The 26,184-nt window shown below is 73.9% G+C and carries 21 protein-coding genes; 14 read left to right on the forward strand and 7 right to left on the reverse strand.

All coding sequences use genetic code 11. From position 1 onward, the window contains the following. From infB to rpsO, 4 genes are all read left to right on the forward strand, one after another. Positions 1 to 2,211: translation initiation factor IF-2 (gene infB, locus ACI6QG_RS10425; protein WP_407024489.1), on the forward strand; the 2,211-nt coding region annotated here is incomplete at its 5' end. Between the two features lie 76 nt (positions 2,212 to 2,287). Beyond that, complete coding sequence (gene rbfA, locus ACI6QG_RS10430) at positions 2,288 to 2,698, forward strand: 30S ribosome-binding factor RbfA (protein WP_407024490.1); 411 nt, start codon at positions 2,288 to 2,290, stop codon at positions 2,696 to 2,698. After that, positions 2,691 to 3,644, forward strand: coding sequence for a tRNA pseudouridine(55) synthase TruB (gene truB / locus ACI6QG_RS10435; RefSeq protein ID WP_407024491.1), 954 nt, complete (start codon positions 2,691 to 2,693; stop codon positions 3,642 to 3,644). The genes rbfA and truB overlap by 8 nt, the downstream gene beginning before the upstream one ends. 23 nt (positions 3,645 to 3,667) lie before the next feature. Then, the gene (gene rpsO, locus ACI6QG_RS10440; protein ID WP_407024492.1) at positions 3,668 to 3,937 is read left to right on the forward strand and encodes a 30S ribosomal protein S15; all 270 of its coding nucleotides are present in this window, start codon (positions 3,668 to 3,670) and stop codon (positions 3,935 to 3,937) included. A 13-nt stretch (positions 3,938 to 3,950) separates the two neighbouring features. On the opposite strand, the gene ACI6QG_RS10445 is transcribed toward rpsO, so the two are convergent. Continuing rightward, the gene (locus ACI6QG_RS10445; protein ID WP_407024493.1) at positions 3,951 to 6,461 is read right to left on the reverse strand and encodes an ATP-binding protein; all 2,511 of its coding nucleotides are present in this window, start codon (positions 6,459 to 6,461) and stop codon (positions 3,951 to 3,953) included. A gap of 166 nt (positions 6,462 to 6,627) precedes the next feature. On the opposite strand from ACI6QG_RS10445, the gene ACI6QG_RS10450 reads away from it, so the two are divergent. The 6 genes from ACI6QG_RS10450 to ACI6QG_RS10475 all read left to right on the forward strand — a co-directional run bounded on the left by ACI6QG_RS10450 (position 6,628) and on the right by ACI6QG_RS10475 (position 12,989). After that, entirely contained in the window at positions 6,628 to 7,668 is a 1,041-nt protein-coding gene (locus ACI6QG_RS10450) for a type III polyketide synthase (protein ID WP_407024494.1), read from the forward strand. Beyond that, entirely contained in the window at positions 7,668 to 8,357 is a 690-nt protein-coding gene (locus ACI6QG_RS10455; RefSeq protein WP_407024495.1) for a methyltransferase domain-containing protein, read from the forward strand. Before ACI6QG_RS10450 ends, ACI6QG_RS10455 begins: the two co-directional genes overlap by 1 nt. Next, positions 8,344 to 9,399: an NAD(P)/FAD-dependent oxidoreductase gene (locus ACI6QG_RS10460; protein WP_407024496.1), complete on the forward strand. Its 1,056-nt coding sequence runs from the start codon at positions 8,344 to 8,346 to the stop codon at positions 9,397 to 9,399. Before ACI6QG_RS10455 ends, ACI6QG_RS10460 begins: the two co-directional genes overlap by 14 nt. Positions 9,400 to 9,444: 45 nt before the next feature. Next, positions 9,445 to 10,101 carry a ribulose-phosphate 3-epimerase gene (gene rpe, locus ACI6QG_RS10465; protein ID WP_407024497.1) on the forward strand — a complete coding sequence of 219 codons (657 nt, stop codon included), beginning with the start codon at positions 9,445 to 9,447 and terminating at the stop codon, positions 10,099 to 10,101. A gap of 1 nt (position 10,102) precedes the next feature. Continuing rightward, positions 10,103 to 11,716: a heparinase II/III family protein gene (locus ACI6QG_RS10470; protein ID WP_407024498.1), complete on the forward strand. Its 1,614-nt coding sequence runs from the start codon at positions 10,103 to 10,105 to the stop codon at positions 11,714 to 11,716. Between the two features lie 163 nt (positions 11,717 to 11,879). Beyond that, entirely contained in the window at positions 11,880 to 12,989 is a 1,110-nt protein-coding gene (locus ACI6QG_RS10475) for a glycosyltransferase family 4 protein (protein ID WP_407024499.1), read from the forward strand. Here ACI6QG_RS10475 and ACI6QG_RS10480 read toward each other — a convergent pair. Further along, positions 12,984 to 14,120, reverse strand: a complete 1,137-nt coding sequence (locus ACI6QG_RS10480; RefSeq protein ID WP_407024500.1) for a phospholipase D-like domain-containing protein — start codon at positions 14,118 to 14,120, stop codon at positions 12,984 to 12,986. The two genes, ACI6QG_RS10475 and ACI6QG_RS10480, sit on opposite strands and share 6 nt — an antisense overlap. Before the next feature lie 248 nt (positions 14,121 to 14,368). Here ACI6QG_RS10480 and purH point away from each other — a divergent pair, with 248 nt between their 5' ends. The 4 genes from purH to ACI6QG_RS10500 all read left to right on the forward strand — a co-directional run bounded on the left by purH (position 14,369) and on the right by ACI6QG_RS10500 (position 19,144). After that, entirely contained in the window at positions 14,369 to 15,943 is a 1,575-nt protein-coding gene (purH, locus tag ACI6QG_RS10485) for a bifunctional phosphoribosylaminoimidazolecarboxamide formyltransferase/IMP cyclohydrolase (RefSeq protein ID WP_407024501.1), read from the forward strand. A 410-nt stretch (positions 15,944 to 16,353) separates the two neighbouring features. Beyond that, entirely contained in the window at positions 16,354 to 17,424 is a 1,071-nt protein-coding gene (locus ACI6QG_RS10490) for an ABC transporter substrate-binding protein (protein ID WP_407024502.1), read from the forward strand. Positions 17,425 to 17,520: 96 nt separating this feature from the next. Beyond that, entirely contained in the window at positions 17,521 to 18,294 is a 774-nt protein-coding gene (locus tag ACI6QG_RS10495) for an ABC transporter ATP-binding protein (RefSeq protein ID WP_407024503.1), read from the forward strand. 19 nt (positions 18,295 to 18,313) lie between these two features. After that, on the forward strand, positions 18,314 to 19,144 hold the full coding sequence (locus ACI6QG_RS10500) for an ABC transporter permease (protein WP_407024504.1): 831 nt from the start codon (positions 18,314 to 18,316) through the stop codon (positions 19,142 to 19,144). Between the two features lie 5 nt (positions 19,145 to 19,149). On the opposite strand, the gene ACI6QG_RS10505 is transcribed toward ACI6QG_RS10500, so the two are convergent. The 5 genes from ACI6QG_RS10505 to acs all read right to left on the reverse strand — a co-directional run bounded on the left by ACI6QG_RS10505 (position 19,150) and on the right by acs (position 26,091). Further along, positions 19,150 to 19,551, reverse strand: coding sequence for a DUF6508 domain-containing protein (locus ACI6QG_RS10505; RefSeq protein WP_407024505.1), 402 nt, complete (start codon positions 19,549 to 19,551; stop codon positions 19,150 to 19,152). Then, on the reverse strand, positions 19,548 to 20,768 hold the full coding sequence (locus ACI6QG_RS10510; RefSeq protein ID WP_407024506.1) for a NupC/NupG family nucleoside CNT transporter: 1,221 nt from the start codon (positions 20,766 to 20,768) through the stop codon (positions 19,548 to 19,550). Before ACI6QG_RS10510 ends, ACI6QG_RS10505 begins: the two co-directional genes overlap by 4 nt. Beyond that, positions 20,765 to 22,258, reverse strand: coding sequence for a DNA recombination protein RmuC (locus ACI6QG_RS10515; protein WP_407024507.1), 1,494 nt, complete (start codon positions 22,256 to 22,258; stop codon positions 20,765 to 20,767). The genes ACI6QG_RS10510 and ACI6QG_RS10515 overlap by 4 nt, the downstream gene beginning before the upstream one ends. 69 nt (positions 22,259 to 22,327) lie before the next feature. After that, positions 22,328 to 23,950, reverse strand: coding sequence for an ABC-F family ATP-binding cassette domain-containing protein (locus ACI6QG_RS10520; RefSeq protein ID WP_407024508.1), 1,623 nt, complete (start codon positions 23,948 to 23,950; stop codon positions 22,328 to 22,330). A gap of 203 nt (positions 23,951 to 24,153) precedes the next feature. After that, on the reverse strand, positions 24,154 to 26,091 hold the full coding sequence (gene acs / locus ACI6QG_RS10525) for an acetate--CoA ligase (RefSeq protein WP_407024509.1): 1,938 nt from the start codon (positions 26,089 to 26,091) through the stop codon (positions 24,154 to 24,156). Positions 26,092 to 26,184 lie beyond the last annotated feature (93 nt).

Genomic DNA, 26,184 nt, shown 5'->3' on the forward strand with positions numbered 1-26,184 from the left:
CGCCCCGCCGCGCCCGCCGCCCCGGCCACCCCGGCCGCGCGCGTGAGCGAGCCGCCGCCGGTCACCCTGTCCGACCCGGCGCGCCCGAAGGTGACGCCGCTGGCGGCGCGGGCGCAGTTCGCGCCCCTGCGCACCACGCCGCAGCCCTCGACCCCGCAGGCGCGCCTGTCCCTGACGCCGCGCGCCCGCGACGAGGGCGGCGAGGATGACCGGCGCGGCCCTGCCCGCCGTCCCGGTGGCGGCCCCGGCGGCCCGGCCGGCGCCCGCCGGCCCGCCGGCCCGCCGCCCAAGAAGACCCCGCTGGCCGGCCCGCGCCGCGAGGGCCGCATCGACGTCAACGCCGCGATGGAGGGCGACGACGACCGCGGCCGCTCCATCGCCTCCATCCGCCGCGCCCGCGAGCGCGAGCGCCGGCAGGCCGAGCTGGCCCGGCTGCGGTCGGGCAGCGAGCGCGTGGTGCGCGACGTGGTGATCCCCGAGACCATCACGGTGCAGGAGCTGGCCAACCGCATGGCGTCCCGCGCCGGCGAGGTGGTGAAGGCGCTGTTCCGCATGGGCGTGATGGCCACCATCACCCAGTCCATCGACGCCGACACCGCCGAGCTGGTGGCGCAGGAGTTCGGCCACCGCGTGAAGCGCGTGGCGGAGGACGACATCGAGGTCGGGCTGGAAGGCGCGGTGGACGAGGACGAGGCCCTGGCGCCGCGCCCGCCCGTCGTGACCATCATGGGCCACGTGGACCACGGCAAGACCAGCTTGCTGGACGCGCTGCGCAAGACCGACGTGGCGGCGAAGGAAGCCGGCGGCATCACCCAGCACATCGGCGCCTACACGGTGGACACCGCGGCCGGCCGCGTGACCTTCCTGGACACGCCGGGCCACGAGGCCTTCACCGCCATGCGCGCCCGCGGCGCCAAGGTGACGGACATGGTGGTGCTGGTGGTGGCCGCCGACGACGGCGTGATGCCCCAGACCATCGAGGCCATCAAGCACGCCCAGGCGGCCGAGGTGCCGCTGATCGTGGCCGTCAACAAGATCGACAAGCCCGGGGTGAACCTCGACCGCGTCCGCAACGAGCTGCTCCAGCACGAGGTGGTGGTCGAGTCGCTGGGCGGCGAGACGCAGGAAATCCAGGTCAGCGCCAAGAACGGCACCAACCTGGACAAGCTGCTGGAGGCCATCGCCCTGCAGGCCGAGATCCTGGACCTGCGCGCCAACCCGAACCGCGCCGGCGAGGGCACGGTGATCGAGTCCAAGCTGGACCGCGGCCGCGGCCCGGTGGCGACCGTGCTGGTGCAGAAGGGCACGCTCAAGACCGGCGACATCGTCGTCGCCGGTTCGGAATGGGGCCGCGTGCGCGCCCTGGTGGACGACAAGGGCAAGCCCGCCAAGGCGGCCGGCCCGTCCATCCCGGTGGAGGTGCTGGGCCTGTCCGGCGTGCCGGGCGCGGGCGAGACCGTGCTGGCCGTGGAGAACGAGGTCCGCGCGCGCGAGGTGAGCGAGTTCCGCCAGCGCAAGGCGCGCGACAAGGCGGCCGCCGCCCTGGGCGCGGGCCGCGGCACGCTGAACGACATGCTGGCTCGCATCGCCGAGGGCAAGCAGAAGGAGGTGGCGGTCGTCGTCAAGGCGGACGTGCAGGGCAGCGCGGAGGCGATCAACGCCACGCTGTCCAAGCTGGGCAACGAGGAGGTGCGCGTGCGCGTGCTGCACTCGGCGGTCGGGCAGATCACGGAATCCGACATCCAGCTGGCCAAGGCGTCCAACGCCGTGGTGGTGGCTTTCAACGTCCGCGCCACCTCCCAGGCGAGGGAGATGGCGCAGCGCGACGGCGTGGACATCCGCTACTACTCGATCATCTACCAGGTACAGGACGACATCGAGGCGCTCTACAAGTCGCGCCTGGCGCCGGTGCAGCGCGAGAACTTCATCGGCTACGCGCAGATCCTCCAGGTGTTCGAGGTCAAGCGCCTGGGCAACGTGGCCGGCTGCCGCGTGACCGAGGGCGTGGTGAAGCGCGGCTGCGGCGTGCGCCTGATCCGCGAGGGCGTGGTGATCCACGAGGGCGAGCTGAGCACGCTGCGCCGCTTCAAGGACGACGTGAAGGAAGTCACGAACGGCTACGAATGCGGCATGGGCTTCAAGAACTACGACGACATCCGCGTCGGCGACCAGATCGAGTGCTTTGAAACGGAGACCGTCGCCGCGGCCTGACGGCGCGGCGCGGCCTTCCGCCAGGGGCGCGGCGCTTCGGTGCCGCGCCCTTCGCGTTTCCCGAGGACCCCTCCCCATGGCCAAGCGCCCCCAGCACCATCCCGAAGGCCCCTCCCAGCGGCAGCTCCGCGTCGCCGAGGAGGTGCGCCACGCCCTGTCCGCCGTGATCGAGCGCGGCGACTGGCCGGACGACAGCCTGTGGGACGTGCGCATCACCGTCACCGAGGTGCGCGCCTCGCCCGACCTCAAGCACATGACGGCCTTCGTCTCCGGCCTGGGGCGCGACCTGCCGGCCGACAGGATGGCGGCGCTGAAAGCCCAGGCGCCCTGGCTGCGCCAGCAGGTGGCGCGCCGGGTGCGGCTGAAATACGCCCCCGAGATCCATTTCCAGACCGACACCGCGCTGGACACCGCCATGCGGATGGACGCGCTGATGCGCCGCCCGGAGGTGGCGCGCGACCTGACCCAGAAGGACGAGGATGCGTAACCACCCCCGCCGCAAGCCCAAGGGCCGCCCGCTGGACGGCTGGCTGATCGTGGACAAGCCCTCCGGCATCGGCTCGACCGACGTGGTCAACCGGGTCAAGCGCGCCTTCGACGCGCAGAAGGCCGGACATGGCGGCACGCTGGATCCGCTGGCCACCGGCCTGCTGCCCGTGGCCTTCGGCAACGCCACCAAGACCGTGCCCTACGTGATGGACGGCACCAAGGTGTACCGCTTCACCCTGCGCTTCGGCGAGGCGCGCGACAGCGACGACGCCGACGGCCAGGTGACCGCCACCAGCGAGGCCCGCCCGGACGACGCCGCCATCCAGGCCGCGCTGCCCGCCTTCCAGGGCGACATCATGCAGGTGCCGCCCATCTATTCCGCCATCAAGGTAAATGGCGAGCGCGCCTACGACTTGGCGCGCGACGGCGTGGCGGTGCAGCTGGAGGCGCGCCCGGCGCGGGTGGACCGCTTCGCGCTGGTGGAGCGCCCGGACGCCGACACCGCCATCTTCGAGGTGCAGTCGGGCAAGGGGGTGTACATGCGCTCCCTGGCGCGCGACCTGGCGCTGGCCTGCGGCACGGTGGGGCACATCGCCGCCCTGCGGCGCACGCGGGTCGGTCCCTTCCTGGAGGAGCACGGAATCCCCCTGGACAGGATCGTTCCCGCGGGCGATACCCCGCCTCCTTCGCTGGACCTCCTGCTCCCCCTCGCGACCGCGCTGGCCGACATCCCGGCACTGGCCGCGACGGAGGCGGAGGCCGCGCGGCTCGGCTTCGGCCAGGCGCTCAGCCTGGTGGACCTGATGGGCCGCGTTCCGGACGGCGCCGATCCCGAAGGGGGGCTGGTGCGCGTGCTGGCGGCGGGGCGGTTCGTGGGGCTGTGCCGGCTGGAGGATGGCTGGCTGCACCCCGAGCGCCTGATGGCGCCCGAGCCGGCACGCTAACCACCAGAGCAAGGACACCGCCGATGTCGATCACCGCCGAGCGCCGCAGCGCGCTCATCACCGAATACGCCACCAAGCCGGGCGACACGGGCTCCCCCGAGGTGCAGGTCGCCCTGCTCTCCGAGCGGATCTCCAACCTGACCGAGCACCTGAAGACCCACGCGAAGGACTTCCATTCGCGCCGCGGTCTCCTGGTGCTGGTGGGCCAGCGCCGCGGCCTGCTGGACTACGTGAAGAAGAAGGACCAGGCCCGCTACGAGGCCCTGATCGGCCGCCTCGGCCTGCGCCGCTGAGGCGCTTTGGAGATCACGCGGCCAGCCGCGTGATCTCCGCCACCAGGGTTTCGGCCGGGACCGGCTTCAGCAGCAGGGGGAAGCCCTCGCGCGCCGCCTCGCCGGCGGCGTCGCTGTAGCCGCTGACCAGCAGCACCGGCAGCCCGGGCCAGACGCGCCGGATGGCGCGCGCCAGGGCCAGCCCATCCATCTCGCCCGGCATCACCAGGTCGCTCAGCACCAAGTCGAAGCGCGCCTCGCCCTGCAGGGCGGCCAGCGCCGCCTCGGCTCCGTCGGCCAGGGTCACGGCATGGCCGCGCGCCTCCAGCAGCCCGGCGGTCGCGGCCGCCACCTCGGGCGTGTCCTCCACCAGCAGCAGGCGCAGCGGTCCGGCGGCGGAAGGGCCCGCCGGCATGGGCGGCTCGGCGGGCGCGGCCGGCGTGCCGGCGGCGGCGCGCGGGAAGCGCAGCACCAGCCGGGTGCCGGCGCCGGGCGCGCTCTCGGCCTCCACGCGGCCGCCGCTCTGCTGCACGAAGCCGAACACCTGCGCCAGGCCCAGCCCGGTGCCGCGGCCGCTTTCCCGCTTGGTGGTGAAGAAGGGCTCGCCCAGCCGGGCCAGCACCTCGGGCGGCATGCCCTCGCCGGTGTCGGCCACCTCCAGCGCCACCTCCTCGCCCTCCACCCGCAGCCGCACGGCCAGGGTGCCGCCGCGCGGCATGGCGTCGCGCGCGTTCACCGCCAGGTTGATCAGCGCCGTCTGCATCTGCGCCGCGTCCAGCTCCACCCAGGCCGGGACGGGGGAAGGGGCCAGCACCAGCCGGATGTCGGCGCGCAGGGAGCGCAGCAGCATCCCTTCCACCTCCGCCAGCAGGGCGTTCAGCTCGGTGGGCTCGGGGCGCAGGGGCTGGCGGCGGCTGAAGGCCAGCAGCTGGCCGGTGATGCGGCTGCCCTGCTCGGCGGCCTGCAGCGCGGCGCCGATCAGGCGTTCCCGCCGCGCCTCGGGCGCGCGGCGCAGCATGTCCAGGTTGCCGACCACCACCTGGAGGATGTTGTTGAAGTCGTGCGCCACCCCGGCGCTCATCTGCCCCAGCGCCTCCATCCGCTGGGCCTGGCCCAGCCGCTCCTCCAGTGCGCGGCGCTCCGTCACGTCGCGCGAGGCGCCGACGAGGTGGGTGACGCGCCCGGCCTCGTCCAGGATGGGGGCCAGGCTGCTCTCGAAGCGGCGGCGGCCGGCGGGCACCTCCAGCTCGTCCTCGTAGGTGATGGGGGCGCGGGCGGCGGCGCAGGCGGCGAAGCGTGCGCGCAGGACTGCGGCGGTCTCGGCCGGCACGGCCTCGCTTAGCTCCTTGCCCTCGACCTTCCTGGCGTCCAGGCCGCTGATCGCCTCGTTGGCCGGGCTCAGCGCCTCGATCACGAAGCGCTGCGGCTCCTCGACCGCGATGACGAACAGGCCTTCGGAGGCGTGGGCGAACCAGGCGCGGTAGCGCGCGTCCAGGCGGCGGCGCGCGGCCTCCGCCTCCTCCGCCCGCGCGGTCTCCTCGCGCAGCGCGGCCAGGGCCTCCGCCTCCCGCCCGGCCTGGCCGAGGGCGACGCGCGCCAGGGCGAACAGCGCCAGCGCCGCCGGCAGGCCGATGGCCAGCGGCAGCACCAGCCCGCGCAGCCAGGCGGCCCGCACCGTCTCGCGGCTCATGCCCACCACCACGTAGAGCGGGTGGCCGGACAGGCGGCGGTAGGCCAGCGACACCGGGCCGCCGCCCTGGGCGGACACGCCCAGGTAGGTGCCGCCTTCCGGGTTGCGGGCCATCGCCTGCGGGAAGCCGGCATTGGGCACCAGCCGCGCCTGGCCGGGGGCGATGGCGGGGTGGCGCGCCAGGATGTAGCCGTCCGGCCGGATCAACGCGGCGGAGGACAGGCCGAAGGCGCGCACCCGGGCGAAGTAGTCGCGGAAGTAGTCCGGCTGGACCGACACCGCGACCACCCCGCGGAAGGCGCCGTCCGGCCCCGGCGACAGGCGGCGCGCGTACTGGAAGAACACCGCGCTGCTCTGCGCCCGCCCTTGCAGCACGTCGGACAGGTAGGGTTCCGGCACCCCGTCGCGCAGGGCGCGCCAGTAGTTGCGGTCGCTCAGGTCCAGGTTGGGCGGGATGGGAAAGACGTTGGCGGCGGCCAGGCCGCGGCCCTGCCCGTCCACCAGCCAGACGTCCTGCACCTGGGGCAGCGCCTCCTTGAAGCGGACCAGCCGGGCGTGGATCTCCGCCTCGTCGGCGCGGATGCCGGCGGGGGAAAGGTCGCGCACCAGCTCGTCGGCGTAGGAGGCCAGCAGCTCGTAGGTGTCGAAGACGCGGGTGGCGTGCTCCAGCAGCAGGTCGGCGGCGCGGTCCAGCCGCTCCTCCGCCAGGCGCTCCTGCTGCTCCCAGGTCAGGGCGGCATAGCCGGCCAGCACCATCGCCGGCACCAGCAGCGCCAGCAGGGCCAGCGCGCGCAGGGCGCGCAGCCCGGGCGTGCGGCCCGGCGGCAGGAAACGGCGGAGAAGGTCGGAGGCCATGGCGCGGGTGTGATTCTCGGGCGTCCGGGGAAGCTGCCCGCGGATGTCAGCGTTGGTGTCGCGAACATCCTGGCCAGGGGAAGGGTTGCGCGTCCAGCGCCCATTTCGCCCGCCGCCATGCGCCGGGCGATGCGACTTTCCGCGGGCTTCCCACGTTGGGGGCTGGATGCCCGTTCCCGCCTTCCTCCACGCCGTCGGCACGGCCTGCCCGCCGCACGACGTGCACCAGGACTTCCTGGCCTATGCCCCCGCCCTGCTGGCCTCGGAGCGCGAGCGCGCCCTGTTCGCGCGCATGGCGGAACGCAGCGGCATCGCGCACCGCTTCTCGCCGCTGACGGCGGCGGAGGGGTTCTACGTCCCCGGCGCCTTCCCCTCCACCGCGGCGCGGATGCGGCGCTACGCCGCCGAGTCGCTGCCGCTGGCCCTGGCCGCGCTGGCCGAACTGGGCCGCAAGCTGGGCCGCGACTGGCGCGAGGGGGTGACGCACCTCATCCTCGTCTCCTGCACCGGCTTCGAGGCACCGGGGCTGGACCAGCGCCTCATCGCCGCCGCCGGGCTGGACCCGCGGCTGGAGCGCACGGTGGTGGGCTTCATGGGCTGCAACGCCGCCTTCCACGCCCTGAAGCTGGCGCGGCACATCGTGCGCTCCGAGCCGGCCTCGCGCGTGCTGGTGCTGAACCTGGAGCTATGCACGCTGCACTTCCAGGAAACCGCCTCGCTGGAGCAGGCGCTGTGCTTCATGCTGTTCGCTGATGGCTGTTCCGCCGCGCTGGTGGGCGCGGAGCCGCGTGGGCTGGAGCTGGAGCGCTTTCGGCAGGAAACCCTGCCGGACGGCGAGGACCTCATCACCTGGCGCATCGGCGACGACGGCTTCGACATGCGGCTGTCCGGCCAGGTGCCCGGGGCCATCCTGCGCCACCTGCCGGCGCACCTGCGGGCGCTGGACGCGCCGGGCGCCGCGCTGTGGGCCATCCATCCCGGCGGGCGCTCCATCCTCGACGCCGTGCAGCTGGCGCTGGAGCTGCCGGAGGCCGCCATGGCGCCCTCGCGCGCGGTGCTGCACGACCACGGCAACATGTCCTCCGCCACGGTGATGTTCGTGCTGGCGCGGCTGCTGGCGGCGGCGGGGCAGGGGCGGCGCGGCGTGGCGCTGGGCTTCGGCCCCGGGGTGGGCGTGGAATCCCTGGCCTTCCGCGAGGCCGGCTGATGCGGCGCGCCCGCGGCGTGACGGAGCGCATGGACGAGCCCGGGCTGGACCCGGCGGAATACCGCGGCTGCCTGCGCCAGCTGGAGCGCATCAACCGCCTGTCGCTCGGCTACCGGCCGACGCTGCGCTGGCTGGAGGGGATGGCGCGCGGGCGCGAATCGCTGTCCGTGCTGGACCTGGGCTGCGGCCACGGCGACACGCTGCGCGCCATCCATCGCTGGGGCAGCGCGCGCGGGCTGCGCCTGCGCCTGACCGGGCTGGACCTGGCGCCGCTGGCCACGCAGGCCGCGCGCGACGCCACCCCGCCCGGCATGGGCATCCGCTGGGTGACGGGCGACGCCTTCACCTGGGAGCCGCCGGAGCGGCCGGACGTGGTGGTTTCCGCCCTGTTCATGCACCACCTCGAGGAGGCGCAGGTGGTGGCGCTGCTGCGGCGGATGCAGGGCATGGCGCGGCTGGGCTGGTTCGTGAACGACCTCCATCGCCACTGGCTGCCCTGGGGCTTCCTGCGCGCCGCCTTCGCCCTGCCCGGGGTGAACCCCATCGTGCGGCATGACGGGCCGCTCTCGGTGCGGCGGGGCTGGACGCGGGAGGAATGGGCGGCGCTGTGCGCCCAGGCCGGGGTGGCGGCGCGGGTGCGCTGGCACCTGCCCTTCCGCTGGGGGGTGGGCACCGATGCGCCCGCCTGAGGTGCTCGTCGCCGGCGGCGGGCTGGCCGGCGGCGCCGCGGCGCTGCTGCTGGCGCGCCAGGGCCGCCGCGTGCTGCTGCTGGAGCGCGAGGCGGCGCCCGCCCACAAGGTCTGCGGCGAGTTCCTGTCGCCCGAGGGCGCCGCGGTGCTGGCGGGGCTGGGCCTGCCCCCGGAGGCGCTGGGCGGCGCGCCCATCGAGCGCCTGCGCCTGGCCGCCGGGCGCTGGGACGCCGGGGCGGCGCTGCCCTTCCGGGCCTGGGGCCTGTCGCGCCGCGGGCTGGACGCCCGCCTGCTGAACGCCGCCGCCGCGGCCGGCGCCGAGGTGCGCCGGGGGGCGCTGGTGCGGGAGGTGACGCCGGACGGCGCCGTGCGGCTGGCCGATGGTGCGCGGCTGCGCGGCGGGCGCACCCTGCTGGCCACCGGCAAGCACGCGCTGCGCGGCTGGGCCCGCCAGCCCGGCCGGCCGATGCTGGGCTTCAAGATGCACCTGCGGCTGGCCCCCGGGGAGGCCCGCGCGCTGGAAGGCCATGTGGAGCTGCACCTGCTGCCCGGTGGCGGCTATGCCGGGCTGCAACTGGTGGAGGACGGCGTGGCCAACCTGTGCTGGCTGCTGCGCGCCGGCGGGCCGCAGCTGCCGCGCCCGCCGGGCACGCTGCTGGCCCGGCGCCTGGCCGGGGCCGCGCCGCTGTGGCCCCGCCCCCTGGCGGTGGCCCGCGTGCCCTACGGCCACCTGCACGCGCCGGAGCCCGGCGAGCAGGTGTTCCGCCTGGGCGACCAGGCGGCGGTGACGCCCTCCTTCACCGGGGATGGCATGGCCATCGCGCTGCATTCGGCGGCGCTGGCGGCGGCGATGGTCGAGGGGGGCGCGCCCGCCTTCCACGCCGCGCTGCGCCGCGACGCCGGGCCGCAGCTTCGCCGGGCCGGGCTGCTGCTGGGGATGCTGGGCCCGCCCGCAGTGTGGGCCGCCCGCCTCCTGCCGGGGCTGCTGGGCTGGGGCGCAGCCTGGACCCGCCTGCCCGCCGCCGCGCCGCGCGCGCCCTGAGGCGGTTTTCATCGGGGGCGTTCCGGGCTAGGGCATGACCGCTCCATGACCCCCGTCCGCATCGCCCCGTCCCTGCTCGCCGCCGACTTCACCCGCTTGGGCGAAGAGGTGCGCGCCGTGGCCGCCGCCGGGGCGGACTGGCTGCACCTGGACATCATGGACGGGCACTTCGTTCCCAACATCTCCTTCGGGCCGGGCCTGGTGAAGGCGCTGCGGCCGCTGACGGACATTCCCTTCGACGTCCACCTGATGATCGCCCCCGCCGACCCTTACCTGGCCGCCTTCGCCCAGGCCGGGGCGCAATGGATCTCCCTGCACCCGGAGGCCGGGCCCCACCTGCACCGTTCGCTGCAGACCATCCGCGCTCTGGGCTGCAAGGCGGGGGTGGTGCTGAACCCCGCCACGCCGGTGGAAAGCGTGGCCCATGTGCTGGACCTCACGGACCTCCTCCTGGTGATGACGGTGAACCCGGGCTTCGGTGGGCAGTCCTTCCTGTCCTCCCAGCTGGACAAGATCGCCACGCTGCGGCGGATGATCGCCGAAAGCGGGCGCGACATCGCGCTGCAGGTGGATGGCGGGGTGACGGCGGCCACCGCGCCGGCCTGCCGCCGCGCCGGGGCGGACGTGCTGGTGGCCGGCACCGCGGTGTTCGGCGCGACGGACTACGCCGCGGCCATCGCCGCGCTGCGCGAGGAGGCGTGAGATGAGCGGCATCCTCCGCAAGGCCCAGGAGGCGCTGACGCGCCTGAAGCCGGTGAAGGTGCCCGAGGCCCCGGCCCGCGCCTTCCGCGACCTGTGGCCGGGCGACGCCGGCCGCGGCGCCCGCCTGCTGCGCGGCGAGTTCGAGCTGCTGGGCACCACCCGCCGCTTCGCCGGCTGGGGACCGGAGGGCGGGCCCGTGGCCTTCCGCGCCTGGCTGCACGGCTTCGCCTTCCTGCGCGACCTGCGCACCCTGGGCACCGACGCCGCCCGCGTGGCGGCGCGCGACATGGCGGAGGACTGGCTGGCCCGCGGCGCCCGCGACCCGCTGGGCAACGCGCCCGAGGTGGCGGCCGCGCGCATCTGCGCCTGGCTGGGCCATTGGGAATTCTTCGCCGCCACGGCGGATGACGGCTTCCGCCGCTCCCTGATGCAGCGCCTGGCGCAGGACGGGCGCGAGGTGGTGGCCAGGCTGCCCGGCGAAGCCGCCCACCGCGGCGCGCTGCTGATGCTCAAGGGCGCCGTCGCCGCCGCCATCGCCTTCGAGGAGGAGCCCTGGCTGATCCGCGCCCTGCGCTTCCTCCCCGCCGAGATGGAGCGCCAGTTCCACCCCGATGGCGGCCATGTGGAGCGCAGCCCGGCAGTGCAGCTGCTGGCGCTGCAGGACCTGATCGAGATCCGCAACTATCTGAACGGCTGCGGCGTCACCGCCCCCGCCCAGCTTTCCACGGCGCTGGAGCGCGCCGGCCAGGCGCTGCGCCTGTTCCGCCACGCCGATGGCGGGCTGGCCCTGTTCAACGGCACGCGGGAGGAAGCGGCCGGCGCGGTGGACGCGGTGCTGACCCAGGGCCAGGCCCGCGGCCGCGCGCCCATGCTGCTGGCGGAGACGGGCTTCCACCGCCTGGCAGCCGGCCGCACCCTGGTGATCGCCGATTGCGGCGCGCCGCCGCCGCCCCGCCCGGGCGACGCCGCCACCGGCCTGCCGCGCGGCGCCGACCGCCTGGCCCATGCCGGCACGCTGAGCTTCGAGATGAGCGTGGGCCGGGACCGGCTGATCGTGAACTGCGGCGCGGTGCCGGCCGCCGACCCCGGCTGGCGAGACGCCATGCGCTCCACCGCCGCGCATTCCACCCTGACCCTGGCCGACACCAACAGCGCCGAGCTGCGCGAGGACGGGCTGGGCCGCCGCCCCGAGCGGGTGGAGATCGAGCGCCACGAGGCCAACGGCGCGCAATGGCTGGAGGCCAGCCACGATGGCTGGCGCCGCACCCATGGCGTGGTGCATCGCCGCAGCCTTTACCTGAACGATGCCGGCGACGACCTGCGCGGCGAGGACACGCTGGAGCCCTTCCCAGGCGCCGGGGTGGCGGCGGTGGTGCGCTTCCACCTGCACCCCGCCGTCACCGCCTCCCTTCAGGAGGAGGAGGGCGGTGTGCTGATGCGCCTGCCCGGCGGGCAGGGCTGGCGGCTGCGCGCCCGCGGCGCCCGCGTGGCGCTGGAGGACGGCGTGAGCATGGCCGGCGAGATGCGCCGCGCCCAGCAGGTGGTGCTGACGGCGGAGGACGAGGCCGAGGGCATCCAGTGGGGCATCACGCGGGTTCCCTCGGAACCCGCTTGATTTGCTCGTGCCCTCAGACGCCGGGCGGCCGCACCCGCGGCCTTGGCTTCGCCGCGCTGCGGATGCGCCCGGCGGCACGGGCAGGTGGGCGGCGCCGGCCGTCTTGCGGCCGGGCCCCCGCGAGGTGTCGCGGCTCCTCCGAACGTAGCTCCGGTTGCACGCGATGAAGGTGGCGCAGGTCACCAACGTGGATTTCTCGTTGCGGCATTTCCTGCTGCCGCTGATGCGCGGCGCCCGCGCGCGCGGGCACGAGGTGGTGGGCATCTGCGCCGAAGGCCCGCTGCTGGACCTGCCGCGCGCCGAAGGGTTCCGCATCCTGGCCCCGCCCTTCGCGCGCTCGCTGAACCCGCTGGCGCAGGGGCGGGCGCTGCGGGCGCTGCGCGGGCTGATGCGGGAGGAACGCTTCGACCTGGTGCACGCGCACATGCCGATCTCCGGCCTGCTGGCGCGGGTGGCGGCGCGGGCCGAGGGCGTGCCGCGCGTCGCCTACACCTGCCACGGCTTCCTGTTCAACCAGCCCGGCCCGGCGTGGCGGCGCGGCCTGTCGCTGGGCCTGGAATGGCTGGGCGGGCGTCTCACCGACACCTTCCTGACGGTGAGCGAGGAGGAGGCCGCCGACGCCCGGCGCCTGCGCATCCACGCGCAGGCCATGGCGGTCGGCAATGGCCGGGACCCGGCGCTGTTCTTTCCCGATGCCGGGGAGCGCGCGGCGGTGCGCGCCGAGCTCGGCGTGGCGGAGGACGCGGTGGTGGTGCTCGCCGCCGCGCGGCTGGTGCGCCACAAGGGCTGGCCCGAACTGCTGGAGGCCGCGGCCGCCGTGCCCGGCCTGCACCTGTGGTGCATCGGCGCCCGCCTGCCCAGCGACCACGGCGAGGACATGGCGCCCCACTTCGCCCGCGCCCGCCACGCGATGGGCGAGCGCCTGCGCCCGCTGGGCTACCGCCACGACGTGGCGCGGCTGCTGCGCGGGGCGGACCTGTTCTGCCTGCCCTCGCATTTCGAGGGGCTGCCGATGAGCATCATCGAGGCCATGCTGAGCGGCCTGCCGGTGGTGGCGACCGACATCCGCGGCCCGCGCGAGCTGGTGCGGCCGGACGAGACCGGGCTGCTGGTGCCGCCCGGCGCGGTGGCGCCGCTGGCGGCGGCGCTGGAGCGCCTGGCCGGCGACGCCGCGCTGCGCGCGCGCATGGGCGCGGCGGGGCGCGACCGTGCCCTGGGGCGCTTCACCGAGGCCGAGGTGGTGGGCCGCACCCTGGACCTGCTGGGCCTATAGCTGGTCCGCCAGCGGCCAGGACAGCGCCTCGCGCAGCCGCTGGCCCAGGGGGCGCGCCGCCCAGGCCGCCGGGTCCACCGCCGCCGCGCGCGACATCCGCCCTTCCATGAAGCGCGCCAGCACGGCGTTGGAGCCGAGCAGGATGGCGTCGGCCTCGTCGTTCCAGGCGGCGGCGCGGCGGTCGAAGTTGGAGGAGCCGATGGTGCACCAGCCGTCATCCACCAGCGCCAGCTTGGCGTGCATCACCCGGTCCGTCGTTTCCAGCACGCGTACCCCGGCGCCCAGCAGCGTGGCGTAGGTGGCGCGCTGCGCGTGGGTGGCCACCGGGTGGTCCCCGGCGCGGGAAACCAGCAGCCGCACATCCACCCCGCGCCGGGCGGCGGCCTGCAGCTCCCACAACTCGCGGGGGGTGGGCACCAGGTAGCCGGTGGCGAACCAGGCACGACGGCGCGCGCCTTCCAGCGCTGCCAGCCGCACCGCGTGGAAGAAGGGCTCGCCCTCGCCGGGCGAGGAGCCGAGCACGCGCATCGCCGTGCTGCCGGGGCGGCCGGGCGGGGGGAACCAGTCGCGCCGCTCCAGCGGCGGGCCGCCCTGGCGTTGCCAGGTGTGGAGGAACAGGCGCTGGAATTGCGCCACCACCGGGCCGCGCACGCGCAGCGCCGCGTCATCCCAGCAGGCGGCGTTGGCATCCTCCTCCGGGTCCACCGCGCCGGGGCCGCAGGGGTTGGCGTAGACGTGGTCGAAGTTGACGCCGCCGGTGAAGGCGACGCGGCCATCAACCACCAGGATCTTTCGGTGGGTGCGGTGGTTGGGCCGCCAGGGCGCCCGCGCCCGCAGCGGGTTCACGGGGTTGAAGGACAGCAGCCGCACCCCGGCCTGGAGCAGCGCGTCGAACGCGGCGACGGGGGTCGTGGCCGAGCCGATGCTGTCATAGGTGGCGGCAACCGCCACGCCCTGCCGCGCCTTGGCCGCCAGCAGGCCGAACAGCGTGCCGCCGCCGGGCGCCGCCACGTCCGCCAGGGTGTAGAACTCCAGGTGGATGCTGTCGCGCGCCGCGGCCATCGCCTCCAGCTGCGCCGCCACCGCGCGCGCCCCGCCGGCCAGCAGCGCCACCGCGTTGCCCTCCGTCACCGGTGCCGCCGCCTCGGCCGCGCGATGCAGCGGAGCGCCGGCGATGCCGGGTTCCGGCAGGGCGGGGAAGCTGGCGCAGCCGGCGGCGGCCAGCGGCAGCGCCAGGGCGGCGCGGCGGGCGAGGGGCGTCAGGCAAGGCCTCCCTGGTCAGGTTGCGCCTGTGGAAAGCTTCGGGGCCGGCCAGGGTTGCCGGGGTGCGGCGGGCGGGTCTAGACCGCGCGCAAATCCCCTCGAGGCAAGGCTTCCCGATGACCGACCGGCTCCCCATCCGCCGCGCGCTGCTGTCCGTGTCCGACAAGGCGGGCATCGTGGAGTTCGCCCGCTTCCTGGCCGGGCAGGGGGCGCAGATCCTGTCCACCGGCGGCACCGCCCAGGCGATCCGCGACGCCGGCATCCCGGTGACCGACGTGAGCGAGCACACTGGCTTCCCCGAGATCCTGGACGGGCGGGTGAAGACGCTGGTGCCGCAGGTGCATGGCGGCATCCTGGGCCGGCGCGACGACGCGGCGCACCTGGCGCAGATGGAGCAGCACGCCATCGCGCCGATCGACCTGGTGGCGGTGAACCTCTACCCCTTCGAGGCGACGGTGGCCCGCGGGGCCGATTTCGAGGACTGCATCGAGAACGTGGACATCGGCGGCCCGGCGATGATCCGCAGCGCCGCCAAGAACCACGCCCATGTGGTGGTGGTGACGGAGGCTGCGCAGCTGGCCGAGGTGCAGGCGGAGCTGGAGGCCGGCGGCACCACCCTGGCGCTGCGCCGCAAGCTGGCGGCGGCGGCCTACGCCCGCACCGCGGCCTATGACGCCGCGATCAGCCAGTGGTTCGCGGCGCAGAATGGCGAGGAGTTCCCGCCGCGCCTCGCCTTCGCCGGCACGCTGGCCCAGACGCTGCGCTATGGCGAGAACCCGCACCAGCGCGCGGCCTTCTACCTGGATGGCTCGGCGCGGCCGGGCATCGCCACGGCGCGGCAGGTGCAGGGCAAGGAGCTGTCCTTCAACAACCTGAACGACACCGACGCCGCCTTCGAATGCGCCGCCGAGTTCGAGCAGGCGGCGGTGGTGATCGTCAAGCACGCCAACCCCTGCGGCGTGGCCGAGGGCGCGACGCTGAGCGAGGCCTGGGACCTGGCGCTGCGCTGCGACCCGGTGAGCGCCTTCGGCGGCATCATCGCCGTGAACCGCCGGCTGGACCGCGCGGCGGCGGAGAAGATGGCCGCGCTGTTCACCGAGGTGGTGATCGCGCCCGAGGCCGATGACGACGCCATCGCCGCCTTCGCGCGCAAGAAGAACCTCCGCCTGCTGCTGACCGGCGCCATGCCCGACCCCGCCGCGCGCGGCACGGTTTTCCGCAGCGTCGGAGGCGGCTTCCTGGCGCAGTCCCGCGATGCCGGGCGCGTGGATGCGGCGATGCTGAAGGTGGTGACGAAGCGCGCGCCCTCGCCCAGCGAGATGGCGGACCTGCTGTTCGCCTTCCGCGTCTGCAAGCACGTGAAGTCCAACGCCATCATCTACGCCAAGGACGGCGCGACGGTGGGCATCGGCGCCGGGCAGATGAGCCGGGTGGACAGCAGCCGCATCGCCGCCTGGAAGGCGGGCGAGGCCGCGAAGGCGGCGGGGCTGGACGTGTCGCTGGCCACCGGCAGCGTCGTCGCCTCCGACGCCTTCTTCCCCTTCGCCGATGGCTTGCAGGCGGCGGCGGCGGCGGGGGCGACGGCGGTGATCCAGCCCGGCGGCTCCATGCGCGATGCCGAGGTGATCGCGGCGGCGGACGAGGCCGGGCTGGCCATGGTGTTCACCGGGATGCGGCACTTCCGCCACTGAGGCCGGCCTTGGTGCCGGAAGTGGCTGCCCTCGCCGCACGCGGCCGGGCGGGCCACGTGCCACGCCGGGCGGCGGGCACCCGGCCGCCTGTGCTTCGGCACCCCGGAATGGGGCCGGCGCGCGCCGTGCGCACGCATTCTCGGTCCGGGGTGGGTGCGCTGACTGGTCGGCGCTCGCTTGCAGCGTTGCGCCTTTCGCGCTGGCGGCGGGGGCGTCTCCGCAGGTGCGCTGGCTGACCGGCGCCCGCTTGCTCCCCCGCGCCACCGAGGCTGGCGTGGCGCGGACTTGGGCGGCATGCCGCATGCCTGGGCACCACACCATGGGTGCCCGCACATGGCGCAAAGATTACGCTTGATTTACAATCCGTCGGGCCGCACATGCGGCGCAGCATCCGCCGGAGACACCGCGCCATGACCCTCGCCGCTTCCCGCCGCGCCCTGCTGCTGGGCGCGCCCGCCACCCTGCTGGCCGCCCCCGCCGTGGCGCAGGCGCAGCAGGTGCGGCTGACGCTGCCCTTCGTCGCCCAGGGCGCCACCGCCTTCGCCTTCGTGGCGCGCGAGACGGGGGCTTTCCGCCGGCGGGGGCTGGAGGTGGAGGTGGCGCTGGGCACCGGCTCGCCGGTCGCGGCGCAGGCGGTGTCGCAGGGGCAGTTCGACATGGGCATCGTCGGCGCCTCCGTGCTGGTGCAGCAGGTGGCGCGCGGGCTGAACCTGGTGGCGCTGGGCACCACCATGTACGACACCACCTTCGCCATCGCCGTGCCGGCCAACAGCCCCATCCGCACCGCCGCCGACCTGGTGGGCAAGCGCGTCGGCGCCAACCCGCGCGGGGCGGACTTCGCCTTCTGGCCGGCCTGGGCGCGGCTGGCGGGCCTGGATGTCTCCCGCGTCAACGTCACCCAGCTCGACCCCGCGGTGGTGGAGCGCACCCTGGCCCAGGGCCAGGTGGATGCCGTGACCTGCGTGGCCTCCTCCTCCCTGCCCACCTTCCAGGCGCTGAACTTCCCCGTGCGCTTCATCATGTGGCGCGAGGCCGGGCTGCAATTCTACCACAACACCATCGTGACGCGCCCCGAGGTGCTGGCCCAGCGCGCGGGCATGGTCGAGGCGGTGTGCGACGGGTTGTTCGAGGCGCTGGGCCTGACCCTGCGCGACCCCGAGGCCGCGCTGGCCGCCTTCATCCGCCAGCGGCCGGAGATCGGCATCAGCGAGGGCTCGCGCGGCTCCGCCCGCATGGGCCAGGCGCTGCTGGCGGTGACGTCCCTGGTGCCGGAGGCGATGCAGCACGGGCTGGGCCACAGCGACATGGCGGTGGTGGAGCGCATGATCGGCACGGTGATGGAGTTCTCCGTCCCCGATGGCCGCCGCCCGGTGGCGTCGGAGCTCTACACCAACCGCTTCGCCGGCAAGGTGAAGCTGAGCGAGGCGGAGTGGGCCGAGGTGCGCACCCGCAACGCCGCGGTGCGCGAGGCGCTGGCGTGAGGGCGCGCCCCGCCGCCAGCGCGCGCTGGCGGCCGACACAGCCGCGGCGCGGCGCAGCCAAGGCCGCGGATGCGGCCGCCCGGCGCCTGAGGGCGCATGATTAGTCTTCGCGGCGTCGGCAAGACCTACGCGACGCCGCGCGGCGCGGTGGAGGCGGTGGCGCAGGTGGACGCCGCCATCCGCCCGGGCGAGTTCGTCTCGCTGCTCGGCCCCTCGGGCTGCGGCAAGTCCACCCTGCTGATGATGATGGCGGGGCTGGAGACGCCCTCCGTGGGCGAGGTGGCGCTGCGCGGGCAGGTGGTGCGCGGCCCTTCCGCGAAGAACGGGCTGATCTTCCAGGACGCCACGCTGCTGCCGTGGAAATCGGCGCTGGAGAACGTGCTCTTCCCCGTCACGCTGATGCGCAAACCCGCGCGCGACTACGAGGAGCGCGCCCGCGCCCTGCTGGCCCAGGTGGGCCTGGCGGGCTTCGAGAGGAAGCGCCCCGCCGAGCTGTCCGGCGGGATGCGCCAGCGCGTCGCCATCTGCCGCGCGCTGATCGACGACCCCGACCTGCTGCTGATGGACGAGCCGTTCAGCGCGCTGGACGCCATCACCCGCGACGAGATGAACGAGGCGCTGGTCGCCATCTGGGACCGCGCGGCGGGCGCCAAGACGGCGGTCTTCGTCACGCACTCCATCCGCGAGGCGGTGTTCCTGTCCGACCGCGTGCTGGTGATGACCGGCCGACCTTCGACCATCGCGCTCGACCTGCGCATCCCCTTCGAGCGCCCGCGCCGCGCCGAGATGCAGGAGACGCCGGAATTCAACGCCCTGGTGCGGCAGCTCAAGGCCTGCATCGCCGATGGCTACGCCAGGGTGGCCGCCTGACATGCCCGATGGCACGACGATGACCCGCCCCCCTTCCGCCGAGGCGGCGCTGGAGCAGGCGCGCGCGGCGGCGCGGCGCGAGCGCATGGTGGGGCTGGTGCGCGGCATCCTCAGCCCGCTGCTGCTGGCGGCGCTGGTGCTGGGCGCCTGGGAATGGGTGGTGGCGGCGCGCAACATCCCCGCGGTCATCCTGCCCGCGCCCTCGGCCGTGGCGGCGGCGCTGGTGGCGCTGTGGCCGCTGCTGATGCAGCACGCCTGGCCCACGGGCAGCGAGGCGGTGGCGGCCTTCGTGCTGGCCTCGCTGGGCGGGGTGGCGCTGGCGGTGGCGATCTCGGGCTCGGCCTGGGTGCGGGCGGCGGTCTATCCCAACATGGTGTTCTTCCAGCTGATCCCGAAGATCGCGCTGGCGCCGCTCTTCCTGGTGTGGCTGGGCATCGGCACGGAGATGCGGCTGACCTTCGCCGTCTTCATCGCCTTCTTCCCTGTGGTGATCTCGACGCTGACCGGGCTGGCGGCGGCGCCGGCGGACATGCTGCGGCTGTGCCGGGGCCTGGAGGCGACGCCGGCGCAGGTGTTCTGGCACGTGCGCCTGCCCTATGCGCTGCCCTCCATCTTCGCCGGGCTGAAGATCGCCATCACCTTCAGCATCATCGGCGTGGTGGTGGGCGAGTTCATCACCGCCCAGGCCGGGCTGGGCTACCTGATCCTCTTCGCCTCCTCCACCGCCGAGACGCGTCTGATCCTGGCCGCCATCTGCGTGCTCTGCGCCGTCGGGCTGGGGCTGTTCGCGGCGGTGGCGGTGGCGGAGAAGCTGGTGCTGCGGCGCTTCGGCCAGGGCGTGGTCAAGTAGCTCGCTCAGGTGGAGGCCAGCGCCGCCGCGCGGCGGATGATGCGCAGCATCAGCCCGGACTCGAAGGCGGCAAGCAGGGCGCCTTCCACGAAGCGGTCCTGGCGAATGACCGTGGTGAGCAGCTTCGCCAGACGCAGCCGGCTGGCGCGCGCCAGCGCCGCCTCATCGTCGCGCAGCGCCGCCGCCTCGGGCGTCTCAAACCACCTCACCCAGTCGAAGTTCATCATCACCCAGCCATCGGCATAGGCAGCCTGGACGAGGTCCTCCACCACGGGGTCCATGGCGGCATGGGGGAACAGCCAGAGGCCGGGCACGGCCGATTCCCTGATGGGCTCCAAGTGCCCGGCGGTGAAGCCCGGCGCCTCCAGCAGCGGCAGGAAGCGGGCGAGGGTGGCGGGGTCCCTCACGGCGCCACCAGCGCGCCGACCGCCGCGCCCGACACCGCGCAGGCCAGAGTCGCCGCCAGCAGCGAGGGCAGGCCCAGGCGCAGGATTTCCGCCCGGCGTTCCGGGCACATCGCGGTCATGCCGCCCAGCATGATGCCCAGCGAGCCGAAATTGGTGAAGCCGCACAAGGCCCAGGCGAGGATGAGGCGCGTGCGCCCGCTCAACGCCGCCCCCGCGCCCTGCGACAGCTCCAGGTAGGCGACGAACTCGTTCAGCACCAGCTTCACGCCGAGCAGCCGCGCCACCGTCTCCGTTTCCGCCCAGGGCACGCCCATCAGCCAGGCGACGGGGCGGAAGGGCAGGGCGGCCAGGCCTTGCAGGGTGAGGGGCGCCAGCGCCTCGTTCACCAGCGCCACCAGGGCCACGAAGACCACCAGCAGCGCCATGATGCCCAGCAGCAGCTGCAAGCCATCCATGGTGCCGCGCACCAGCGCATCCATGCTGCCATCGTAGATGGAGGGCGCCGCGCCGCCATCGGTCGCGCCCTCGCCGGGGCGCATCAGCAGCGCCACCAGCACGGAGGCCGGGGCGGCGACCAGCGAGGCCGCCAGCAGCTGCCCCGCCGCGTCCGGCACCACGTCCTTCAGGAACAGCGCATAGACCACCAGCGTGTTGCCCGAGATGGTGGCCAGCCCCGCCACCATCACCACGAACATCTCCGAGGTGGTGAGCCGCGCCAGCCATGGCTTGATGAGCAGCGGCGCCTCCACCATGCCGACGAAGACGTTGGCGGCGACGGAGAAGCCCGCCGCGCCGCCCAGCCCGAAGGCCCGCCGCAAGGCGCCGGCGATGAGGCCGACCAGGAAGGGCAGCACCCGCCAGTGATACAGGACTGCGGACAGCGCGCCGACCACCAGCACCAGCGGCAATGCCTGGAAGAACAGGATGAAGGCCGCGCCCGGCTGCGTCTCGGCGAAGGGCAGCGGCCCGCCGCCCAGGTAGCCGAAGACCAACGTGGTGCCGGCGCGCGTGGCCCGCGCCAGCGCATCAACGCCCGCGCCGACCCAGCCGAGTGCCGCGCGCAGCGGCGGCACGTGCAGCATCAGCGCCGCGCTGCCCAGCGTGGCCAGCACGCCGCCCACCACCACCCGCGCCGAGACGCCGCGCCGGAAGCCGCCGCAGGCCCAGGCCAGCGCGCAGAGCACGCCGAGGCCCAGCAGGGACTGAAGCTGGCTCACCCCTCCTCATCCGCCGGGGCGTCGAGTTCCAGCAGCTCGGCACCGCGGCCATCGGGCAGCGCCTCCACCCCGCGCAGCTTGCGGGCGATGGCGCGGGTGCGGGTGCGCGCATCGCCGATGGTGTTGGAGACGGTGCCGACCTGCTTGCCCAGCCGCTCCAGCACGCCATCCATCTTCGCCATCTCCTCCTTGGTGGCGGAGAGCAGGTCGCGGATGCCCTCGGCGTTCTTCGACAGGGCATAGGTGGCGTAGCCCAGGTGGATGTTCTTCAGCAGCGCCGGCAGCAGGAAGGGGCCGGCGATGAAGACGCGGTGCTCGCGCGCCACCAGGTCCACCAGGCCGGGCAGGCGGGCGACCTCGGCGTAGAGGCCCTCGGTGGGGAGGAAGAGGATGGCGTAGGCGGTGGTGCGCGGCGGGCAGATGTATTTCTCGGCGATCTTGCGCGCCTCCGCGCGCACGCGGGCCTCGATGGCGCGGCGGGCCTGCTTCTCGCCCTCGGCATCGGCGGCGTCCTGCGCGGCCAGCAGGCGCTCGTAATCCTCGCTCGGGAACTTGCTGTCGAGCGGCAGCAGGGCGCGGTCGGCGTCGCCGCCGGGCATGCGGATGCAGAACTCCACCGCGTCCTGGCTGCCCTCGCGCAGCTGCACGTTGCTGTCATAGGCGCCGGCGGGCAGGAAGTCGTCCAGCATCTGCTTCAGCTGCGCCTCGCCCCAGCCGCCGCGCGTCTTCACGTTGCCGAACAGGCGCTTGAGGTCGCCCACCTGCGCGGCCACCGACTGCACGTTGCCCATCATCTGCTGGATGGCGGCGAACTGGTCGATGACGCGCTGGAAGCTCTCGCTCATCTGCTTCTCGACGGCGCCGGCCAGCTGCTCATTCACGCTCCTCTGGATCTCGGCGAGGCGCTTCTCGCTGGTCTCGCGCATCTCCGTCAGCTTGCGGTCCAGCACGTCGCGCGACTTCTGCGCCTCCTCGGTCAGCGCGGCGGTGACGCGGCCGGTCAGCGTGTCGGTGGTCTGGCGCAGCGCGTCCAGCTTCTCCGCCTGTTCCTTGCGGCCGGCCTGGGCATCTTCGGCCAGCCGCGTCCGCAGGGTCTCGACCGCCAGCTTCTCCTCCTGCGCGGCGGTGGCGATGGCGGTGGCCAGGCGGTCGCTGGCCTCGCGCAGCGCGTCCAGGCGGGTGGCCTGCTCCTCGCGCGCGGCCTTGGCGTCGGCGGCCAGGCGGTCCGTCAGGGCGGCTTGCACGGCGGCCAGTGCCTTGGCCTGGTCGAGCGCGACGGCGGCCAGCTTCTCGCCGGTCAGCGCGGCGGCGCGCTCGGGCAGGGTGCGCTGCTCGGCCAGCAGCTCGCCCAGGCGCTCGCCCTGGCGTTCCACGCCCTGCTGGCAGGTGGCCAAGGCAGGGTCGGTGGGCGGGCGGCGCAGCAGCAGCGCGGCGAGCAGCAGCGCCTGGATGGCGAGGACGGCGAGGAGCAGCGTGGCTTCGAGCGACATGGCCCCGGTATGGAACAGGCCGGGGCCGGCGTCACGCGGGGGCTTGCCGCCCTGCGACCGCTCCTGACGTCAGCTGTGCAGGCCGGGAGCTTCCTGCCCGGTGCGCGCGACGTATTCGGTGTAGCCGCCCTCATAGGGATGCACGCCCTCCGGCGTCAGCTCCAGCACGCGGGTGGAGAGGGCGTGCAGGAAGTGCCGGTCATGCGAGACGAAGAGCATCGTGCCCTCGTATTCCGCCAGCGCGGCCACCAGCATTTCCTTGGTGGCGATGTCGAGGTGGTTGGTCGGCTCGTCCAGCACCAGCAGGTTGGGCGGGTCGTAGAGCATGCGCGCCATCGTCAACCGCGCCTTCTCGCCGCCCGAGAGCACCTTGGCGCGCTTCTCCACGTCATCGCCCGGGAAGCCGAAGCAGCCGGCCAACGTGCGCAAGGAGCCCTGCGGCGCCAGGGGGAAGGCGTCCTCCAGCACGCCCAGCACGGTGCGGTCGCCGTCCAGCACCTCCATCGCATGCTGCGCGAAATAGCCCATGCGCACGCTGCCGCCGATGCTCACGCTGCCCTCATCGGGCGCGGTGCCGCCGGTGACGAGCTTGAGCAGCGTGGACTTGCCGGCGCCGTTCACGCCCAGCACGCACCAGCGCTCGCGCCGGCGCACCAGGAAGTCCAGCCCCTCGTAGATGCGCCGCTCGCCATAGCGCTTGGAGACGCCGCGCAGCGTCACCACGTCGTCGCCCGAGCGCGGCGCCGGCGGGAAGGCGAAGGACACCGATTGCCGGCGCCGCGGCGGCTCCACGCGCTCGATCTTGTCCAGCTTCTTCACCCGGCTCTGCACCTGCGCCGCGTGGGAGGCGCGGGCCTTGAAGCGCTCGATGAAGGCGACCTCCTTCGCCAGCATCGCCTGCTGGCGCTCGAACTGCGCCTGCTGCTGCTTCTCCGCCAGCGCCCGCTGCGTCTCGTAGAAGGCGTAGTCGCCGCTGTAGGAGGTGAGGCTGCCGCCATCGATCTCGATGATGCGGCCGACCACGCGGTTCATGAACTCGCGGTCGTGCGAGGTCATCAGCAGCGCGCCCTCATGCCCGGCCAGGAACTTCTCCAGCCAGATCAGGCTTTCCAGGTCGAGGTGGTTGGAGGGCTCGTCCAGCAGCATCACGTCCGGGCGCATCAGCAGGATGCGCGCCAGCGCCACGCGCATCTTCCACCCGCCCGACAGCGCGCCGACATCGCCATCCATCATCGCCTGGGAGAAGCCCAGCCCGGCCAGCACCTCGCGCGCGCGGCCCTCCAGCGCGTAGCCGCCCAGTTCCTCGAAGCGGGACTGCACCTCGCCGAAGCGCTCCAGGATGGCGTCCATCTCGTCGCCGCGCGCGGGGTCGCACATCGCGGCCTCTAGCGATGCCAGCTCCGCTGCCACGGCGCTGACCGGGCCGGCGCCGTCCATCACCGCGGCGGTCGCGGTCATGCCCGACATCTCGCCCACATCCTGGCCGAACAGGCCGATGGTGACGCCGCGATCCACCAGCACTTGGCCCTCATCGGGCTGCTCCTCGCCGGTGATCAGGCGGAACAGGGTGGACTTGCCGGCGCCATTGGGGCCGACCAGGCCGATCTTCTCGCCGCGCTGGAGCGCCGCCGAGGCCTCGACGAAGAGGAGCTGGCGGCCATTCTGCTTGGTGACGTTGTCGAGGCGGATCATGGGGCGGGGGAGTGGCACGCCCTGGGTGGGGTGTCACCCCGGGGGCGCTGCCCCCGGACCCCCGCCGGGTGGCAGGGCCACCCGGACCCGCCGACTGATGGGATTTGCGGTGGGGCCTTCGGCCCCGCCGAAAATCCCATTGATGGGGTTCCGAGGGGCGTGCCCCTCGGCGGGGGTCCAGGGGGCGGAGCCCCTTGGCGGCTTCACCCCACCCGGTTCTCCACCAGCTCCTGCACCACCGCCGGGTCCGCCAGCGTCGAGGTATCCCCCAGCGCGTCCGTCTCGTTCGCGGCGATCTTGCGCAGGATGCGGCGCATGATCTTGCCCGAGCGCGTCTTGGGCAGCCCCGGCGCCCATTGGATGGCATCCGGCGTGGCGATCGGGCCGATCTCCTTGCGCACCCAGGCCACCAGTTCCTTCTTGAGCGCGTCGGAGGGCTCCTCGCCGGCGTTCAGCGTCACGTAGCAGTAGATGCCCTGGCCCTTGAGGTCGTGCGGCATGCCGACCACCGCGGCCTCCGCCACCTTGGGGTGGGCCACCAGCGCGGACTCAACTTCCGCCGTGCCCATGCGGTGGCCGGCGACGTTGATCACGTCATCCACCCGGCCGGTGATCCAGTAATAGCCATCGGCGTCGCGCCGCGCGCCGTCGCCGGTGAAGTAGAGGCCCTTGAAGGTGGAGAAGTAGGTCTGCGCGAAGCGGGCGTGGTCGCCGTAGATGGTGCGCATCTGGCCGGGCCAGCTGTCGGTGATGACCAGGTTGCCCTCGGTCGCGCCCTCCAGCAGCACGCCCTCGGCATCCACCAGCGCCGGCTGCACGCCGGGCAGCGGCAGCGTGGCGGAGCCGGGCTTCTGCGCCACCGCGCCGGGCAGCGGCGAGATCAGGATGCCGCCCGTCTCGGTCTGCCACCAGGTGTCCACGATGGGGCAGCGCTCCTCGCCCACCACGCGGTAGTACCACAGCCAGGCCTCGGGGTTGATCGGCTCGCCCACGCTGCCCAGCACGCGCAGGGAGGTGCGCCTGTGCTGCTTCACCGGGCCTTCGCCGTCGCGCATCAGGGCGCGGATGGCGGTGGGGGCGGTGTAGAAGATGTTGACCTGGTGCTTGTCCACCACCTGCCAGAAGCGGCCATTGTCGGGCCAGGATGGCACGCCCTCGAACATCAGCGTCGTCGCGCCGTTCGCGAGCGGGCCGTAGACGATGTAGGTGTGCCCGGTCACCCAGCCCACATCGGCCGTGCACCAGTAGATCTCGCCCGGGCGGTAGTCGAAGACCAGCTCATGGGTGAAGGACGCCCAGACCATGTAGCCGCCGGTGGTGTGCAGCACGCCCTTCGGCTTGCCGGTGGAACCGCTGGTGTAGAGGATGAACAGCGGGTCCTCGGCGTTCATGCGCTCCGGCTCGCACTCGGCCGGCTGCGCGGCGCAGAGGGCGTTCCAGTCGTGGTCGCGCCCCTCCTGCATCGCCACCTTCGTGCCGGTGTTGGTGGCGACGATGACGTGGCGGATGGAGGGGCAGGTCTTCAGCGCCTCGTCGGCATTGGCCTTCAGCGGCACCTTGCGGCCGCCGCGGCGGCCCTCGTCGGCGGTCAGCAGCAGGCAGCACTCGCTGTCCTGGATGCGGCTGGACAGGCTGTCGGGCGAGAAGCCGCCGAAGACGATGGAATGGATGGCGCCGATGCGCGCGCAGGCCAGCATCGCCACCGCGGCCTCGACGATCATCGGCAGGTAGATGCAGACGCGGTCGCCCTTGCCCACGCCCAGCGCGCGCATGGCGTTGGCCAGCCGGCAGACCTGCGCGTGCAGCTCGCGGTAGGTCACCTTGCTGTCGCTGGCCGGGTCGTCGCCTTCCCAGATGATCGCCACCTGGTCGCCGCGGCCGGCGGCGATGTGGCGGTCGAGGCAGGAGACGGAGGCGTTCAGCTCGCCATCCTCGAACCACTTGATGCTGACATCGCCGGTGAAGTCGGTGTTCTTGATCCTGGTGGGTGCCTTCATCCAGGCGATGCGCTGCGCCTCCTCGCGCCAGAAGCCGTCCGGGTCGTCCTTGGCGCGCTGCGCCATGGCGGCGCGGGTGGCGGCGTTCACCTTGGTGGTGGACGCGACGGCATCCTTCACCGCGATCAGCGTGTCGTCGGACATGGCGTTCGGCCCCTCTTCCCGTGGTATTGTTGGGGGCACTCACGCATGGCGCCTTGCGCCGCGTCAATGGTGTGATGCCAAAATTCGTGCAAT

The organism is Sabulicella flocculans (assembly GCF_045449635.1).
Classification (GTDB): Bacteria; Pseudomonadota; Alphaproteobacteria; order Acetobacterales; family Acetobacteraceae; genus Roseococcus.